General features: G+C 63.1%; 14 protein-coding genes. 7 read left to right on the top strand and 7 right to left on the bottom strand.

Annotated elements, in window-relative coordinates; all coding sequences use genetic code 11:
- Window positions 1-186: 186 nt before the first annotated feature.
- Genes RQH14_RS14375 through RQH14_RS14365 form a run of 3 tightly spaced genes read right to left on the bottom strand, consistent with a single transcriptional unit; the run spans window position 187 to window position 2642 of the window.
- Window positions 187-789, bottom strand: coding sequence for a TetR/AcrR family transcriptional regulator (locus RQH14_RS14375; protein ID WP_018776946.1), 603 nt, complete (start codon window positions 787-789; stop codon window positions 187-189).
- 37 nt (window positions 790-826) lie between these two features.
- Window positions 827-2170 carry a phenylacetate--CoA ligase PaaK gene (gene paaK, locus RQH14_RS14370; RefSeq protein ID WP_311213862.1) on the bottom strand — a complete coding sequence of 448 codons (1344 nt, stop codon included), beginning with the start codon at window positions 2168-2170 and terminating at the stop codon, window positions 827-829.
- A 7-nt stretch (window positions 2171-2177) separates the two neighbouring features.
- A complete protein-coding gene (locus RQH14_RS14365) occupies window positions 2178-2642 on the bottom strand; it encodes a hotdog fold thioesterase (protein ID WP_311213861.1) in 465 nt (154 codons plus the stop codon).
- 108 nt (window positions 2643-2750) lie between these two features.
- On the opposite strand from RQH14_RS14365, the gene RQH14_RS14360 reads away from it, so the two are divergent.
- On the top strand, window positions 2751-3329 hold the full coding sequence (locus tag RQH14_RS14360; protein ID WP_311213860.1) for a GNAT family protein: 579 nt from the start codon (window positions 2751-2753) through the stop codon (window positions 3327-3329).
- Here the strand turns inward: RQH14_RS14360 and RQH14_RS14355 are convergent.
- The gene (locus tag RQH14_RS14355; RefSeq protein ID WP_311213859.1) at window positions 3322-4875 is read right to left on the bottom strand and encodes an EAL domain-containing protein; all 1554 of its coding nucleotides are present in this window, start codon (window positions 4873-4875) and stop codon (window positions 3322-3324) included. The two genes, RQH14_RS14360 and RQH14_RS14355, sit on opposite strands and share 8 nt — an antisense overlap.
- Window positions 4876-4877: 2 nt before the next feature.
- The gene (locus RQH14_RS14350; protein WP_311213858.1) at window positions 4878-5930 is read right to left on the bottom strand and encodes a hypothetical protein; all 1053 of its coding nucleotides are present in this window, start codon (window positions 5928-5930) and stop codon (window positions 4878-4880) included.
- 107 nt (window positions 5931-6037) lie between these two features.
- On the opposite strand from RQH14_RS14350, the gene RQH14_RS14345 reads away from it, so the two are divergent.
- On the top strand, window positions 6038-6208 hold the full coding sequence (locus RQH14_RS14345; RefSeq protein ID WP_310206668.1) for a hypothetical protein: 171 nt from the start codon (window positions 6038-6040) through the stop codon (window positions 6206-6208).
- A 162-nt stretch (window positions 6209-6370) separates the two neighbouring features.
- On the opposite strand, the gene RQH14_RS14340 is transcribed toward RQH14_RS14345, so the two are convergent.
- Window positions 6371-8035: an ATP-binding protein gene (locus RQH14_RS14340; protein ID WP_311213857.1), complete on the bottom strand. Its 1665-nt coding sequence runs from the start codon at window positions 8033-8035 to the stop codon at window positions 6371-6373.
- Between the two features lie 190 nt (window positions 8036-8225).
- Between RQH14_RS14340 and RQH14_RS14335 the strand changes: the two genes are divergently transcribed.
- Complete coding sequence (locus tag RQH14_RS14335) at window positions 8226-8609, top strand: STAS/SEC14 domain-containing protein (RefSeq protein WP_311213856.1); 384 nt, start codon at window positions 8226-8228, stop codon at window positions 8607-8609.
- A 19-nt stretch (window positions 8610-8628) separates the two neighbouring features.
- Window positions 8629-9438, top strand: coding sequence for a class I SAM-dependent methyltransferase (locus RQH14_RS14330; RefSeq protein WP_311213855.1), 810 nt, complete (start codon window positions 8629-8631; stop codon window positions 9436-9438).
- Between the two features lie 63 nt (window positions 9439-9501).
- On the opposite strand, the gene RQH14_RS14325 is transcribed toward RQH14_RS14330, so the two are convergent.
- The gene (locus tag RQH14_RS14325) at window positions 9502-11721 is read right to left on the bottom strand and encodes a S9 family peptidase (RefSeq protein ID WP_311213854.1); all 2220 of its coding nucleotides are present in this window, start codon (window positions 11719-11721) and stop codon (window positions 9502-9504) included.
- 192 nt (window positions 11722-11913) lie between these two features.
- On the opposite strand from RQH14_RS14325, the gene RQH14_RS14320 reads away from it, so the two are divergent.
- The 3 genes from RQH14_RS14320 (at window position 11914) to RQH14_RS14310 (ending at window position 17233) form a co-directional block, all read left to right on the top strand.
- Window positions 11914-12711, top strand: a complete 798-nt coding sequence (locus tag RQH14_RS14320; protein ID WP_311213853.1) for a glycosyltransferase — start codon at window positions 11914-11916, stop codon at window positions 12709-12711.
- Window positions 12708-14168, top strand: coding sequence for a glycosyltransferase family 4 protein (locus RQH14_RS14315; protein ID WP_311213852.1), 1461 nt, complete (start codon window positions 12708-12710; stop codon window positions 14166-14168). Before RQH14_RS14320 ends, RQH14_RS14315 begins: the two co-directional genes overlap by 4 nt.
- Window positions 14169-14239: 71 nt before the next feature.
- Window positions 14240-17233 (top strand): oligosaccharide flippase family protein, encoded by a 2994-nt coding sequence (locus tag RQH14_RS14310; protein ID WP_311213851.1) that lies wholly within the window; start codon window positions 14240-14242, stop codon window positions 17231-17233.
- The last annotated feature ends 1 nt before the right edge of the window (window position 17234 follow it).

Raw genomic sequence — 17234 nt, 5'->3', positions numbered from 1 at the left:
AGCGAATCTCCCATCAAGCTGTCTCAGAAAACCATACGACCGCACACATACGGCCGCACGGCCGGAAGGGTGTGGGATGTGAGAGACCGTTCGGTTCAAGCCCGTGGGAGGTGAGAGACGGTTCGGCTCACGAGCCGTGGGAGGTGAGAGACGGTTCGCCGGAAGGCCGTGGGATGTGAGAGAGGGTCAGGCGGCCGTGTGGAGGCCGTCGAAAGCCATGGTGATGACGTCGTCCGCGAGCTTCTCCGGGGACAGGGATCCGCCGGGTTTGTACCATTCCACGATCGAGTTGATGGTGCCGAACAGCAAGCGGGTCACGGTGCGGGGATCGATGTCCTGGCGCAGAGACCCGTCTTCCCGGGCAGCGGATATCAGCTCAGCCACTTTGTGGTCGAACGCGCGGCGGCGTTCCAGGGCGTCCCGCTCAATCTCCGTGTTGCCCCGAAGGCGCAGGAGAAGCGTGACGAAGGGCAGCCGGTCCACCAGCACCGCAATGGTCTGCCGCAGCACGAACTCTAGCCGGGCGTCAGCGGGCCCGGACGTAGCGGATGGCTCCTCCAGGATGGCCTCCAGACCGCCCAACGCGTGGTCCAGGGCGAGCTTCAGCAGATCGCCCTTGGACGGCACGTGGTGGTAGATGGCTGACTTCGAGATCCCGAGGTTCTCGGCCAGGATGCCCATGGACGTGGCGTCGTACCCGTGGCGGTTGAAGACGTCGACGGCGATGCGGAGCACTGACTGCTGGTCATAACCGGGCCGTCCGCGCTTGGTGGTGGTCTCAGTAGGCATGCTGGCATTTTCTCACGATCTCAGCGGGGGACGGCGATCAGCCCTTGGGGCGCATGTCGTAGATCCGGCGAAGTTTGCCATTGGACCGCTCAAGGGAACCGGGCTCTACTACGTCCACTACGCAAGATGACCCGACGTGAATCTTGATCTGCTCACGCAAGGTGTGCGCCGCCGTCGTGCCTGCCTCGGACGGAACGTTCTCGCGGCGCTCGATCTTGACCGTCAGCGAATCCATGCGCTTGCCTTCGGGACGCGTGATCTCGAGCTGGAAGTGCGGGCTGAGTTCCGGGATGCGGAGGGCGATTTCCTCGATCTGCGACGGGAACAGGTTTACGCCACGGAGGATGATCATGTCGTCGCTGCGGCCGGTGATGCGGCCCATGCGGCGGTGCGCGGGGCGGGCGGTGCCGGGCAGCAGACGCGTGAGGTCCTTGGTGCGGTAGCGGATGATGGGCAACGCTTCTTTGGTCAAGGATGTGAAGACGAGTTCGCCGGGTTCACCGTCTGCCAGGACCGTGGAGTGGTCAAAGGGGTCGATGATTTCCGGGCGGAAGTGGTCTTCCCAGATGTGGCAGCCGTCCTGGGTTTCAACGGCTTCCCCGGCTACGCCCGGGCCCATGACTTCGGAGAGGCCGTAGATGTCCGAGGCCTTGATGTTCATGGTGACTTCGAGCTCGTGGCGCATCTCTTCGGTCCACGGCTCGGCGCCCAGAACGGCGTACTTGAGCGAGGTGGAGGTGGGGTCGATGCCCTGGTGTGCCATGGCATCGGCGATGGTCAGCAGGTAGGTGGGCGTGGCAAGGATGGCGTCCGGCTTGAAGTCCTGGATGAGCTGGATCTGGCGTTCGGTCTGGCCGCCGGAGATCGGAATGACGGTGCAGCCGAGTGCTTCGGCGCCGGCGTGCGCTCCGAGGCCGCCGGTGAAGAGCCCGTAGCCGTAGGCGTTGTGGACTTTCATGCCGGGGCGGACTCCGGAAGCGCGGAAGGAGCGGGCCACCAAGGTTGCCCAGTTGGCGAGGTCCTGCTTGGTGTAGCCAACTACTGTGGGACGGCCGGTGGTGCCGGAGCTCGCATGGATGCGTGCCACCTGGTCCTGGGGGACGGCGAACATGCCGAACGGGTATTCCAGTCGGAGGTCTTCCTTGGTGGTGTACGGGAACTTCCCCAGGTCGCTCAGCTCGCGAAGGTCCGAGGGGTGCACGCCGGCCTCGTCGAACTTGCGCTTGTAGAGCGGCACGCGATCGTAGGCGTACGCCACGGTGTGCTGGAGGCGGGTGAGCTGCAGGGCCTCGAGCTCGTCGCGGGAGATGGTTTCTTCACGGTCCAGCACTGGGGCGTCTGAGGTGCGGGCTGCGGGTGCAGCCACGGTGTTCTGCGTCATGGGGTTCCTACTTCTTGGAGATGGTGCGGCTGCGGCCACGGAACTCGGCAATGAGTTCACCGTGCTGGTTATCAGGGGCGGAATGGGCGTCGGGCGCAGCCGCGTAGATCTGGATGTCGTACAGGCCGCTTCGGCCGGTGCTCGCGCGGCGGTTTGCGACGGCGGTGATCACCTGGCCTTGGAACGCGGGCTTGATGAAGTTGATGTCGACGCCGGACGCCACCGTGATGTTGGCGGCTTGCTTGGGCGTGGGGTTGGCTGGGTTGCAGGCCAGCGCGAAGGCTGTGTCACCAAAGGCGAAGATCATTCCGCCGTGGGCCATGCCGAATCCATTGAGCATCTCCTGGCGGAGGTGCATGCGGATGGTGGCGTGGCCGTCGTCGACCTTGAGGACCTCGATGCCCATCCATTCGGACGCGTAGTCGTTCGTCAGGATGTGGTGCGATGCACCGGAGAGGGTTGTTTCAACCATGCGTCATTGCCTCCAGCTTTATTTACCGAATGTTCATTAGGTAATCCCAGATCGCGCCACGTGTCAAGACTGGACCAGTATTCGCCCGCACCTAGTAGCCTCGGAGACATGCCCGAAATTGAGCTCCCCATCACCACCGACCGACTCATTCTGCGCCGCTTTGACGCTGAAGACCTCGAGAGGTTCCACGGATACCAGTCACTCCCCGAGACTGCCCGGTTCCTTCTGCGCAACGAGCTGACCAGGACCAAGTCCATGGAAGTCCTTGGCCGGTACGCCAACTTCGAATTCAACCAGGAGGGCGACTGGATCTGCCTGGCCATCGAGCGGAAGGACCACCCGGGCCTCATGGGCGAGGTGGTGCTGAAATGGCTGGAGGGGACAGGGCAGGCAGAAGTGGGCTGGATTCTCCATCCTGATGCCCAAGGCCACGGCATTGCCACCGAGGCCGCGGAAGCCGTGCTGAGGCTTGCGTTCGAGACACTTTCATTCCACCGCGTTGATGCCAAGTTGGATGCCCTCAACGAGGGATCGGCCGGCATCGCCAAGCGTCTGGGCATGCGCCTGGAAGCCACCCTGGTGGACAACTGGCACTACAAGGGCCAATGGGCCACGGAGACCATCTACGCGATTCTCGACTCCGAGTGGCGCACCCGGCACCATCCGTGGACGCGGACCATCAACTGACGGGCCACGTCTTGTGGTGCTTCAACTGCTCGGTCAGCTGATCTTCAGGTAGCGGCCTGCTGAAGTAGTACCCCTGGCCGCTGGTGCACCCGATGCTGAGCAGGTACTCGGCTTGGTCGGCAGTTTCGACACCTTCCCACACCGCAGCCAGCCCGCAAGCCCGGATCAGTTGCAGCACGGCGGCCAACAGCGCGGGTTGCGAGGGGTCGCTGCCCAGTGCTGAAAGCAGGGTCCGGTCCACTTTGACGGTGTCCACCGGGAGCTGGCGCAGGTAGCTGATGGACGAATAGCCAGTGCCAAAGTCGTCGATTTCCAGTCCCACGCCCAAGCGGCGCAGGCTGTTGAGCGTGTAGCGGTCCAAGTCATTGCCTAGAATGACCGCGCTCTCGGTCAGTTCCAGAACCAGGAGCGACGGGTCCAGCTCAGCCGAGGCCAAAGCCTCCCGGACGTCTTCGATGAACTCCAGGCGCTGCAGGTCCGCCGCCGAAACGTTGATGCGCATGCTGAAGTTGTGGCCCGACGTGAGGGGGTCGGTGCGCCATTGCTTCAACTGCTCGACGGCGGTGCGGAGCACCCAGCCGCCTAAATCGGAAATCATTCCCGTTTCCTCGGCAATGGGGATGAACTCGTCCGGCATGATGAGTCCGCGCGTGGGGTGGTTCCAGCGGACCAAAGCCTCCGCGCCTTCGATTTCGCGGGTATCCAACCGGATGATCGGCTGATAGTAGAGCACCAGCTGCGAGCCGGTGATCGCTTCTTTGAGTTCGCCCACCAGTTGGTTCCGCATCTGCCGGGCATGCAGCATGGCGGGTTCGAAGACCTTGAGCTTGCCGCGCCCATCAGCTTTGGACTCGTACATGGCGATGTCCGCTTCCATCATCAGTTCCTCAGCGCTGTGGCCGGGATCTGCCATCCGGAGGCCCATGCTGGCACCGCACCGCAGGTGCTGGCCCTCGATCTCCATGACGCCTACCACTGCGGCAAGGATGCGGTTGCCGATGGAGGCGGCTATCGCTGGAGTCACGTCGGGGATCAGCACCGCGAATTCATCCCCGCCCATGCGGGCCACCATGTCCTGATCGCGCACAGCGCCGGTGATCCGGGCTGCCACCGTTTCCAGGACCCTGTCTCCGATGGTGTGCCCCAACGAGTCGTTGATCGCTTTGAACCCGTCCATGTCCAGGAGGAGGATGGCTGCTTTTCGGCCGCTCAGCGCACCGCTGGCCTGGGCTTCGCTGAGTGCCGTGGCAAAAGCGGAGCGGTTGTTCAGGCCTGTCAGGGGATCGGTCATGGCCATATGCTGCATCGCCAGGTGGGCTTCGTTGAGCTGCTGGGTACGGGCCTGCACCCGTTGCTCCAGCTCTTCGTAAACGATCTGAAGGTCCTCAGCCAGGAGGTTGGTGCCCATGATGACGGCATCGATTTCATCCCGGGCGTCCGAGACGTCGATTCTGGTGTTGAGATCCCCGGCGGCCAACCTCACGATTCCGTCCAGGAGCAGCTCAAGTCGCGGGTCGTGGCCGGAGTACATTTTCCCCTCGGACATGCTCACCCCCCGTGTGGCTCGCCTCGTTGTTCATCGCTATGGCGAAGGTACTCCCGAACAGCTGCGCTGCGTTCAGGCAACGCCGCCTGTTCGAACAGCATGGCAGCTTTTTCGAACGTCACCAGGGCATCCTGCCGTCGATCGGATTCAAGCAAGGTCCGGGCCAAAAGGAAATGTGCTTCCGCCGAGGTTTGTGTGGCCAGAATGGAGGAGCGGGCGCACAACGGTTCAAGGATTGCGGTGGCTTGCTGCATATCACCGCTGAGAAAATACCAGTGGGCGCGGACCAGCGACATTTCCAAGTGGTCCCGCTCGGAGCCGCCCACAATATCCGTGGCGAGCTCCGCCCTTTCAATGCAGCGGAGGGTTGCAGGATCACTAAGTTTTGCCTGAAGGCGCATTTCCGCTGAGGCCCTGTTGAAGCGTGCCCACAAATCAACATCCTTGGACGGTGAAAGCCGTTCAGCCGCGAGATCGTGGTAACGGCCGCCGTCGGCAACGCGATCGGCAAGGAACGCAACGTTGCCAATCACCCAATAGCCCTTGCCTGCAGTGTCTTCGTCGACGTCGTCGGTCAGCAGGGTTTCAAGGACGAGGCATTCGCGCCAGGCATCGTCCAGGAGCCGGCTCTCTGCCAAAGCGGCGATCAGGGCACGCTGGGCGAGGATCTGGACGTACAGCAGTTCGGTATCCGTGGCAGCAAGTTTCGCCGCGTCGGCAGCCATGACCGCAGCCTCGGGGAGCCTGCCCAGGCCTTGGAATGCCACTGCAACCATGGTTCCTGCTTTGGCCCCGAGCTCGGGCGAGGAAGCGGTCAGGCTGTGATTATTGAGCTCCAAGGAGACGTCGAGGTACTCCTCAATGCGCCCTTGGTCCCGGAGGCATTCCGCCTGCAGGTACCGCATGTTCCACCAGGATTCGTCATCGCCGGCGATCGTGGCCAGTCCGGCAGCGTCTCCGGCAAGGCGGTAGGCATCGTCGAAGTCCCGCTCCTTCCACTTTGCGCGTGCCGTGAGACCGGCAACGAGGTGGGAGGCGAGGTGCGGACTTTGCATGTGCCCATTATCCATGTCATTGCGGAAGAAAAGCTCGTATAGTTTGCACCGTGACTTTATTCAAGTCACAGACAACAAATTCGCATCAGTACGAAAGGGCATAGCGGATGAAAAAATTTGCGGCAACCCTGCTCATGGCGGCGGTTCTGGCAGTAACGGGTTTCGCTGCCCCGGCTAATGCCGAGCCTACGCAGGACAGCACGGCAATCGGCTGGTGGCCTAACAGCGTCACCACCACTAAGACGAACACCACCAGCATCGGTTGGTGGCCGAACTAAACATTGGGGGAGCGCCTCTCAAGGCCAAATAACGTCAATTGATGCCCCGGGCCGCTGCCCGGGGCATCAATTTTTGTTTCGGAGTATGTCGAGCATTAGTGACCACGGAGCACTTGTACGGAGCTCACGTTGACACGTCTGTCACACCGCGGAGGGGCGTGATTACGGCCCGCCCACCGGCAGTTCCACTGACACCGTGGTGCCGGACCCCAAAGTGGAATCCAGCAGGAGCCGGCCCATGTGGCGGCTGATGATGTCGTGCGCAATTGCCAGTCCAAGCCCGCTGCCGGGGACCGCTGCGGACGTGGCGTTGGAGGCCCGGTAGAAGCGGGTGAAGATGTGGGGGAGATCGTGCTCGGGGATGCCCAGGCCGTTGTCTGCGATCTCTACCAGGGCCAGCCCGCCGCCCTCCGACTCCGAGACCGAACTGGTGATGCCCACCCGGCCGCCCTCGGGCGTGAACTTGATGGCGTTGGCCACGATGTTGGTGAACACCTGCTCCAACTTCGCTTCGTCGGCCGTGACCTCGATGTCGTCAGTCCCCTCGGTAAAGGACAACGAGACGTGGCGGGACTCTGCCAGTGGCCGAAGCGTGGCCACCACCACTTGGAGGAGTTTGGCAATATCGACTGGTTTGAGGTCCAGGTTGCTGCCGTCCTGCATGGACACCGTCAGCATGTCCTCGATGAGCCTGCGGAGGCGGTCGGAGTTCCGGGCGATGACGTCCAGCATCTTCCTGATGCCGTCAGGCACCGGACCGCCGGACCCGTCCTGGATCATGTCCAGGTATGCGGTGATGGAGGTCAGCGGTGTCCGGAGTTCATGGTTGACGGTGGCCAGGAAATCGGTCTTGGCCTTGTCCAGCTGCCTCAACTGGTGCAGTACCCGCTGCTGGGCACTGATGAGGTGGCCTTGGATGAGCCCGTGGGCCACGTTCCCGGCCACGTGTTGCATCAACGCGATCTCGGGTCGGGTCCAATCGTGCCGTTCCTCGACGGTGGAGAGCAGGATGATTCCCATGGCGGACGCGCCCTCACCCACGGGGAGGAGGACAGTGGACACGGGGTAGAGCTCGCCGGACCATTCCCGGAGGGCCTTGGCAATCCTGGAGTCGGGGTCTTCGCGGTGGTCGGCGACCGCCAGGACATCTGCGTCCGCCCACAGTCTGTTGGCTGCCTCGGTAATGGCGTTTTCGCTCTCACCCAGCCGCGCGGGAAGCAGTGGAAGGCCCGGGCGGTTCCACTGCGCACGAATGCTGGGGACTCGTTCGTCACGGAAGGTCGCGAACCAGACATGGTCCACGTCCAGGGCCTCGCCGAAGCCGCGGACCACGTGGTCTGCGATCAGTTGGGGATCGTTGGTTTCCCGGATCGCCGAGGAGACATTGCGGAGGCTTTCCCGCAACGCTTCGATTTCGCCGCGGGAACGTGCGCGCTCCGTGCCTCGGCCGATCAGGGTTTCAACCCGATGGACCAGTTCTCCGGCACGCACCGGACTGATGACGTAGTCCGCTACACGCCAGGACTCCACTTCCTGAAGGTCCAGGGACTCCTGGGAAGCGAGGATCAGCAGCATGGGAACTCCAGGGCTCCGGAGCCCATGTGCCAGTGCGCTTTCAGACACTGCCACTGAGGGTGTGTGGTGCCGGAGGCAGGTGGCCAAGGACTCGGCGTCCACGGCGGGGAAAACGTTGAATCCCGCCGCTTCAAGGGCGGCCGTAGTGGCTGCCAAACGGTCCTTGTCTGAGTCCGCCACTACGGCGGAGCGGGCATGCTGGTTGCTGGCAACGGTCTCGCCCACTGAGCCCCTTCCGTTCCAACGTTTCATTCACGGTGTTTCATGATGTGGCAACACCCTATCAGCGGCATTGCGGCCAAAGGTGGCCATGCGTCGAATGCGATGGATGAGTCCTGGGACACACCTTTACTTTGTCCTTGGGATTAGACAGCCTTGAGGTTGTCAGCAGAGGGAGCCGCGCCCGCCTTCCCTGCAGCAGCACCAACGCGCAAGGAGCATTGTGGACCACCCAGCAACACCGCAGGACCATCAACAGGTGACATTCGAGCTGGAGCTCGAAGAAACGGGCATCCTTCGACTGACGTGGCCGCGGGGGGCAAGGATCAAGGAATCTGACGCTCAACGGGCCATGGACCGGGTAAACGAGCTCTGCGGCGAGGAACGCCATCCCATGATCGTGGATATGGCCACTACGGACGATGTCACCCGGGGTGCCCGCTCAGTTTTTGCTAAACCGTGCCAGGCCAACCGCATCGCGCTCTGGGGCTCATCCCCCGTGGACAGGGTCATTGCCAACTTTTTTCTGGGCATCATGAAGCCACCGTGCCCCACCAAATTCTTCACATCTGAAACAGAGGCGTTGGATTGGCTGGTGGAGTCATAGCGCCACCTATATTTGGAGAATGTTCTCCGCCCTGAGGAAGTACCTGCTGATTCCCCGCCTCATCAGGCTCTCTTCGGCTGCGCCCAAGGATCCCCGCATTGCCTGGGACCGGTTCTGGGGCGATATCCGCTCAACCGGTGCCACGGGCGACGTCCTGTGGGACTCGGGCAGTGACCACGAACTCAACGGCTACCTACCCCAAATGGCGCAGTTGGACCCGTCCTTGCCCGTGGTGGACGTCGGATGCGGAAACGGCAGTTTCACCCGCTTGCTGGCGCAGCACTTCCCGCACGCACTGGGGTTGGACTACTCGGCAAACGCGGTTGACCGGGCACGGCAGGAGTCAGCAGGAATCACGACGGCGTCATATGCAGTGTGCGACATGACGGCACCGGACGCAGCACAGATTGTCGCTACGGCCCTCGAAGCGGCGGGCTGGACGGGGGACGCGAACGTCTTCATCCGTGGTGTCCTGCACGTTCTGGACCGAAGCGGCCGCGCCGCGTTGGCGGCGAACCTGCTGCCCGTCGTCGGGACCCGCGGTGGTGTGTTCCTGGCTGAAACAAACTTTCCGGGCACGCCGGTGGACTACGTCAGCCATCTTGGCGCCACCCGCAATTCCATCCCCGCCCCGTTGGAGTGGGCCATCCGCGGCCTGCCGATGCCAGGCCGGTTCGGGGCGGCCCAACGGGCCAAGGCCTTCCCGGCCCCGGTGTGGACCCTTGTGGAGGAAGGCTCAGCGAGCATCGAGACGCGCCCGCTGAGCAACCCGTCCATCCCGGATTTGATCCCTGGATACTTCGCACTGCTCCGGGCCCGCCAGCGCTGAGAGTTTTTGTACAGCAGATGCCCTCAAAGGGCCTTCATGAGGGCATTTGCTGTACAAAAACTCCTATTTGAGGCCGGCTCCCGGCAAGAGCCCGGTGGATCCAAGGGAATCGGCGACGAAAGCGTAGTCCCATGCCCGTTCACGCCATTGGACGTACCGGCCCGACGCGCCACCGTGTCCGCCGTCCATTTCGATCTTCATAACGATCGGCTCCGAACCCGTGGACACGGAGCGCAGTGCCTGGACCCACTTGGCAGGCTCGACATACAGCACCCGGGTGTCGTTGAAGGATGTCACCGCAGCGATCTTGGGGTAGGCCACGGCGCCCACATTCTCGTACGGAGTGTAGGACTTCATGTAGGCGTAGGCCTCGGGGTCCGTGATCGGGTTGCCCCATTCCTCCCATTCCAAGGCGGACAGCGGAAGCTCGGGATCCAGGATGGTGGTCAGGGCATCCACGAACGGCACCTGTGCCACTACGGCAGCGTATTTTTCCGGGGCCATGTTGGCGACTGCGCCCATGAGCAAGCCGCCCGCGGATCCACCCATGGCGGCGATGCGGGATGGGTCGACCCAGCCCGATCCAGCGAGCCAATCCGTGGCTGCGATAAAGTCCGTGAAGGTGTTCTTCTTGGTGAGCTTCTTGCCATCCTCGTACCACTGCCGGCCGAGTTCACCGCCGCCCCGGATGTGGGCGATCACCATGACGATTCCGCGGTCCAGAAGCGACAAGCGGGCTATGCCGAAGCCGGGATCCATGCTCATCTCGTACGAGCCGTAGCCATACACCAGCCCAGCGGCCGTGCCGTCCTGCTGTACCGAAGCGTGACGAAGCACTGACAGCGGGACGCGTGTGCCGTCGTCGGCGGTTGCCCATTCGCGGGTGGCCACGTAATCCTGCGCTGTGTAGCCGCCCAGGACGGGGCTTTCCTTGCGGAGGAGCAGCTGGCCGGCGGGCAGTCCGGCAGTGGGGAGCACAAAGTCGTAGACGCGCGACGGCGTGAAGTAGGAGGTGTAACCCATGCGGATGACGGGAGCCTCGTAGTCCGAACCTGCCACCCCGGCGGTGTAGAGCTCTTCGTCAAAGGCCGGCTCCACCGGTGCGCCCTGGGCCTCGGTGCCGAGACCGGCCAGGGGCAGCACCTGGACCCGTTCGATGGTGTCCTTGCGGACGGAGAGCACCAGGTGCGTGGACGTCACGCCGGCGCCGTTGACCCGGACGTCGTCGGAATGTTCGACGACGGTACGCCAGTCCTGCTCTGCCAGCGGCTTGGTGAGCTCGGCCGGGTCTACCAGGCTGACCATCGAGTTGATGGCGTCCTTGTTGTGGGTCAGGAGGAGTGTCTCCTTGCCGTCCAGGAGGAAGGGCTCGGCTTCGTACAGGATGTGGTGGTCGCGGGAGATCACTGTGCTGAGGCCGGCGTCGACATCGTCGAAGCGGAGCAGTTGCGTTTCGCTGAACTCCGAGCAGCCGATGCTGAGCACCAGATGGCGGCGGTCCGCGGAGAGGTCGAAGCCGAGCCACATGGCGACGTCGTCCTCCTGGTAGAGAACCACATCCTGGGCCACCGGCGTACCCAGGACGTGGGCCTTTACCTGGTAGGGGCGCCACGAATCATCCACCACGGTGTAGAAGAGTCGCGTGCCGTCGGGGGAGAAGGCCACGCCGTAGAAGATGTCCTCAATGATGTCCGGGAGGAGCTGCCCGGTGCGCAGGTCCTTGATCCTGAGGGTGAACCGTTCGTCGCCTGAGTTGTCCACGGCGTAGGCGTAGAGGTTGCCGTCCACTGTCACCGCGGCACCGCCCACGCTGAAGAATGGTTGGCCCTCGGCTTCGATGTTGCCGTCCAGGAGGATCTGTTCGTCGTCGATTTCGACGCCGGGCTCCACCGACGGGGGCGTCCAGTCCGCTACGGGGTCCCCGGTGTTGTGGGCCAGGACGCGGCACTGGATGCTGTACTCCTTGCCTTCCACCGAACGGCTGTAGTACCACCAGCCGTCTTTGCGGCTGGGCACGGACAGGTCCGTTTCCTGGGTACGGCCCTTGATCTCTTGGAACATGGCTTCCCGCAACGGTTCCTGGTGCGCTGTAACGGCCTCCTGGTAGGCGTTCTCTGCCTTCAGGAGATCCACCACCTCAGCGGATTCCTTGTCCCTGAGCCACTCGTAGTTGTCCACAAAAACGTCGCCGTGGTGTTCACGGCGCGTGGGGACCCGCTTGGCGACAGGAGGCACCGCTGTTGATTCCGGAGCAGCGGCAGGGACGGAAGATGTGTGGCTCATGTGGCCACTCTATAGACGGGCTCAGACAAGGAACCAGCGATTTCGCTCAGAGCGCCTGGCACCCCTTCCCGATATCGAGAGTGGTCCATGACTTGGAGCACTACGGCTGGAATGGCGTCATGACTTCCGGGGTGCCCCCACTCCTTATATTGCGAGCACGTTTGTGCCGTACCCGGATATGTGGAGGTTCAGATGGTCCTTTTTCAACAGCACAGTGTGCACATAGGCAAGAGAGGGAGTCTTCAGGCACGCCGACGTTCGGACTCCCTGCGCCGCTCCCGCGTGGACCTCGAGGTTGTCATTCCCGTCTACAACGAGGCCGCGAGGATCCCCGACACCCTGAAACAGACCGTCGATTTCCTGGCCAACCAGCCGTGGTCTTCGAGGATTGTCGTGGTGGACAACGGCAGTGTTGATGAGACCGCCGCAGCGGTCCGCCGGATCTCCCGGGAAGAGGGGGACGCCGTTCCCATTTCCATGGTGGGGTGCTCCCGGAAGGGGAAGGGAGCGGCAGTCCGTCGCGGCCTCCTCAGCGGGACGTCCAGGTTCACGGGCTTTTTCGACGCCGACCTCGCCACACCGTTGGAAACCCTCACCGAGGCCATGACCCACCTCTCCGACGGTGCCGCAGCGGTGATCGCTTCCCGCCATGCACCCGGCTCTACCTTGGTCCGGCCCCAACACCTCGGACGAAGGGTGGGAGGCTCTGCCTTCCGGGTGCTGACCAAGTCAAAGGTCAAGGGCATACGCGACACTCAGTGCGGCTTCAAATTCTTCGAACGCGATGCCCTCACAGCAGCCATGGTTCAGTGCCGCAGCACGGGTTTCGCTTTTGACGTTGAGCTTTTGCTGCGCCTGCAGGACAACAACGCCAGCATCATCGAACTTCCCGTGGCATGGACTGATGGAGCCGCATCAACGTTCCGCCCCTTCCAGGATGGCGTGGCCAGCTTTGCCTCGGTCATCCAGCTTCAGCGGGCAATGCCATGATGTCGGGCCTTCCTGACATCAACTCTCCAACCCTTCTCGCCGGAAAGCACATGCTGGTCCTCAACTGGCGCGACATCCAGCATTCACAAGCCGGCGGGGCCGAGCAGTACATGCACGAGATTTCCAAGAGGTGGGTGCAGAACGGCGTTCAGGTCACCTGGTTCACAGGGCGCGACGACGGCCAGTCGCCTGAGGATGTCATCGACGGCATCCGCATCCTGCGCGGGGGCGGAGCCCTGTCCCTGTATGGACATGCCGCTCTCAGGCTTGTGCGGACCCGTGGCCGTTTGCAGAGCAGCGGCCAATTTGATGCCGTGGTGGACTGCCAGAACGGGATACCCTTCTTTTCGCCCTTGTTCCTGCCACGGGACCTGCCGATCATCCAGGTGATCCATCACGTTCACCAGGAACAGTTCCGCACCAGGTTCTCTCCGCCTTTGGCCGCCGTTGGCCGGTTCCTGGAAAGTTCGGGAGCCAAGTCGGTGTACGGCCAGCGTTCCATCGTGGCGGTCTCGCCCTCCACACGGCTGGAACTGAGGAAACTCGGCTTTTCGGGTCCTGTCCATGTGGTGCCGAACGGAACCATCGACGTTCCTGACGAGGTTGCTGCCCGCGCACCACAGCCGACCATCGCCGTCGTCAGCCGCTTGGTGCCGCACAAGCGGCTGGACCTGCTGATGGGCCAGTTCGCCGTTGCAGTGCGCAGCATTCCGAAGCTGCGAATGGACATTGTGGGCGACGGCCCGGAGCGGGCCCGGTTGCAGCAGTTGGCCATGGACCTTGGCCTGGACCACGCGGTAACGTTCCATGGCTACCAGCCCAATGAGGTCCGTGACAGGTTGTTGAGCCGGGCCTGGCTGACGGCTTCCACCTCGGCCTCCGAAGGCTGGGGCTGTTCCGTGGTCGAAGCCGCTGCGTGGGGCGTGCCCTGCCTGGCCCTGCGCGTTCCAGGCATCCGGGATTCGGTAGTGGACGGCAGAACCGGTTGGCTCGTGGATTCTCCCCAGGAATTCGGGACCGCCATGGTCGAGGCCCTCATCGAATTAGGCGAGCCGGACGCAGCCGCGGCCGTCTCAGCGGAGTGCCGGGAATGGGCCCGCTGCTTCACGTGGGACCGCAGCACCAGACTGCTCACCGGAGCCGTGTTGGAAGAGCAGAAGATACGGCACCACGGCGCGGATGCACGTTGGTGCCACTCGGACCTGTCCACCCTGGTGCGGTTCCAGCTGCCTGAAGAGGCCGATCTTCACTCCATTCTGCACCGGACGGATGAAGTCGCCGTGACGGAGGACGGGCACATCGCTGTACTGATGAAGGGACGTGACGAGTTCGAGGCCTTCGCGGCCATGCAGAAGATCGGCGTGACGTCGGCTGAAGTCCGTTCGGCCGGACGCACCACTTTGCTGGCCGGCCCCGGGAGCGCCTTCACTCCCGCCGACGCCCTTGATGGCCAGTAGCATTCATGGATTCATCCCGGAAAACACTGACTCTTGCTGTGCCGGAAAGACCCCGGTCACACCGCAGGGCCTTGGAAAAAGACCCAGGCATTGCCGCAAACAGCGGCTTCCTTGCCGTGTCCGCAGGGGTTGTAGGCGTGATGAGCTACGCCTGCACGCTTCTCATGGCCACCATGCTGGACACCGCGGACTACACGATGTTCGCCGCAGCGGCGATGATCCTGGGTGTGGTGGGGATCGTCGCCAATGCCATGGTCCCGCTTCCCTTGTCGCACGTAGTTGCCGTGCATCCGGCAGGGTCCGAGGAACGGCGCAACGGTGTAGCTTTCTCAGTCTTCGTATCATGCCTGGCTGGGGCTGCCGCAGCAGCGATCTCCGGCAGCGTGACGCTTGCGCTCGCCGACCCCGTCCTTGCCGCAGTGGTGGCGTTGGCGGCCTTTGTCATCTTCGTGGCGAATGCACCCGCAGGGTGGTTGCAGGGTGAGCTCCGTTTCACCTGGTACGCGCTGTCCACTGTGGGCGAGGTTCTCCTGAGGCTGATCTTCAGCGTGGTGGTGATCATCATGGCATGGGGTGCCGGGGGAGCGGTCTTCGGCTTTGTCGTGGGGTGCCTGGCGCCGTTGATAGTGCCGTGGTCCTTCTACCGGGACTTGCGGTGGCGTCCGCGGGTTGTGCTGGAGAAGTGGAGATGGGCCGAGACCAGTGACATCGCCTCCGTTCTCGGCGTTGTCTCCGTGCTGGTGGGTGTCGACGTCGTGGTGATCGGTTTCCTGGATGGGGGCTCGGCTGCCGCTGCAGGTTTCCAGGCGCTTGCCACCATCGCCAAAGGGCCTGTCTACGTGGCGGCCGGTACCGCTTTGGTGGCCTTCCCCTTGCTGCGTTCGCCCGGTGCCAACGCGGGCCAGGTTCTTGGCTCTGCCTTCGCGTCGTTCGGTCAACTTGCCGTGGTGGCCTTCGCCATCATCGCCACAGCGCCACCGTTGATGGCCGGATTCATCGTGCCGCAGAAGTACCACGGCTCCTTGGGGCTCCTGCCGTGGTTGGCCGCGTCCGGACTGGGCTATGCGGTCCTCATGGTCCTGTCCACGGTTCTCCTTGCCTTGCGGGCCTACCGCCGATGCCAGATTGGCCTCGCTTGCGCGTCTCTCCTGGTGGTGGGTGGGCTCTGGGTTGGCTGGCACGTGAACGCCGTCACCGGCATGGCTGTGGGGTCCGCTGTGGGCGCCCTGACAGCGGGCGCGGTTATGGCGCTGCTGGCGCGCCCCGTCCTGGCAGCAGCACACCCAGGCAGGGGAGCCGGCCCGTTCCTGGCTCTGGCCAGCGCCCTGATAGTGGCGCTGGCGGTGGCCGCCCACCTGCAGCCCCTGGCCTGGCTTGCCTTGGCCGCTGTGGGTGGTACGGCGGTCCTCGCCCACCAACGTGGCCTGCTGCCGCACAGAAACGACTTCAAAATTTCACGACGGCGCCAGGCCGGCACATCCAGCCAAACCATCGGCCGCCGGGTCAAGCCTCAAGCACCTTCAACGAGCCCCTGGGCCAGTTGGGTCGCACGGGCGCTTTCGGGCAACTTGACCGCATTCATCGTGGTTGTTGCCGGCGCCTTTGGCGTCCGCGCGCTTGGTCTTGAGCGGGGCTTCGAACTGTGGGTGGACGAGATGTTGTATGTCCGGCTCGGTGAATCCGTCAGCGCCGGAGAATTCCCAACATTGCCTGATGGGCCTTTCTTCCTCCACCCGCCGGGGTACTTCCTGCTGGAGGCCGGGGTCATCAAGATTTTCGGAATTACCGGCGAGATCATCGAGGTGACGCTCCAACTGCGCTGGCTTAACGGCGTGATGGGTGCCCTGACCGTTGGACTTGGTTTCCTGCTGGTGCGCAAGCTGTCCACTCCCACCGCCGCGTGGCTCGCTGCCGTGCTCTTGGCTTTCGAACCGTTCATCCTCAGGAACAACAGCCATGCGTTCCTGGAGACCTCGGCCATGGTGCCGGGGCTGGCCGGATTGTTGCTTCTGGTGGACCACCGGCAGCCAAAGAGCAAAATGCGTTCGTTTCTGCGGCTGGCAACAGCCGGACTACTGCTTGGCTACTCCATCCTGTGCAAGGACTTCTTCTTCATCAGCACTGTTGCCCCGGTACTTGCGGCCATGGTGTGGAAGAAAACAATCCCCTGGCGTCAGGGACTCGTAGTAGCAGGCTTCGGTTTTATGCCCTACGTGATCTACCTGACGGTGGTGGCTGCCCATGGTCACTTCCCCAGCTGGGTGTGGGCCAAGAGCAACGGGCTGCTGCGCATGTCCGGTGTAGAGAAGACCACTGGCTTCACGTCCGAGGGCTCACCAAGCATAATTTCCCGGCTTATCGAGCAGAGCGGATACTTCGGTACCAGCTATATCCTGCTGGGCTTATGCCCGCTGGTGGGCTTACTGCTGTGTTTCAGCCATCATGCCGCGCGGCGGCTAGTGGGGCTGGGAGGCCTGGCGCTCGGTGCTGCCGGTGCCTACAGCGCCGTGTTCGGCACGTTTGAGGAACAGTACGGCTACGGCGTCATGGTGTTCGGAGCAATTTGTTCGGTCCTGGTGGTGGTGGAACTCCGGGAAAGGTACCCCAAGGGCCGCAAAGCACTTGCTGTGGTCAGCGTGATCTACGTGGTGTTGACCGTGGTGCTGGGAATCCGCACCGCACTGACGCTGGATAACGGCTTTGTCCGGGCCAACGACTGGGTGCAGGCCAATCTGCCTGCCGATGCGCGGATCAGTGTCACCAACAGCACGGGTCACTTCGCCTATATGCATGATCCCCGGTTTGGTATTTGGCCGTCGGCGCCGCTGATGAAAGAGCAAGGGGTGAGTTACATCCTTACCCAATCGAAGCCCACCAGGCAGGGCTATGGCTACGCCAACCCCACCATGCTGGCGTGGTTGGAGGGCCATGCGTCTCCCATGATCACAACACTTGGCCCCACTAACGGCGAAACCACCATTTGGTACGTGGATCCCGCTGCTCTCGAGGCAGCGGCCGCGGCCAACGTTGGGGTGCCCCACAAGGACTACGGGTCGGAACGGTAGC

Origin of the sequence: Arthrobacter sp. WCS2018Hpa-7 (assembly GCF_031843805.1) — a bacterium.
In the GTDB taxonomy this organism is placed as follows: domain Bacteria; phylum Actinomycetota; class Actinomycetes; order Actinomycetales; family Micrococcaceae; genus Arthrobacter.
This window is presented reverse-complemented; position numbering and strand designations above follow the sequence as displayed.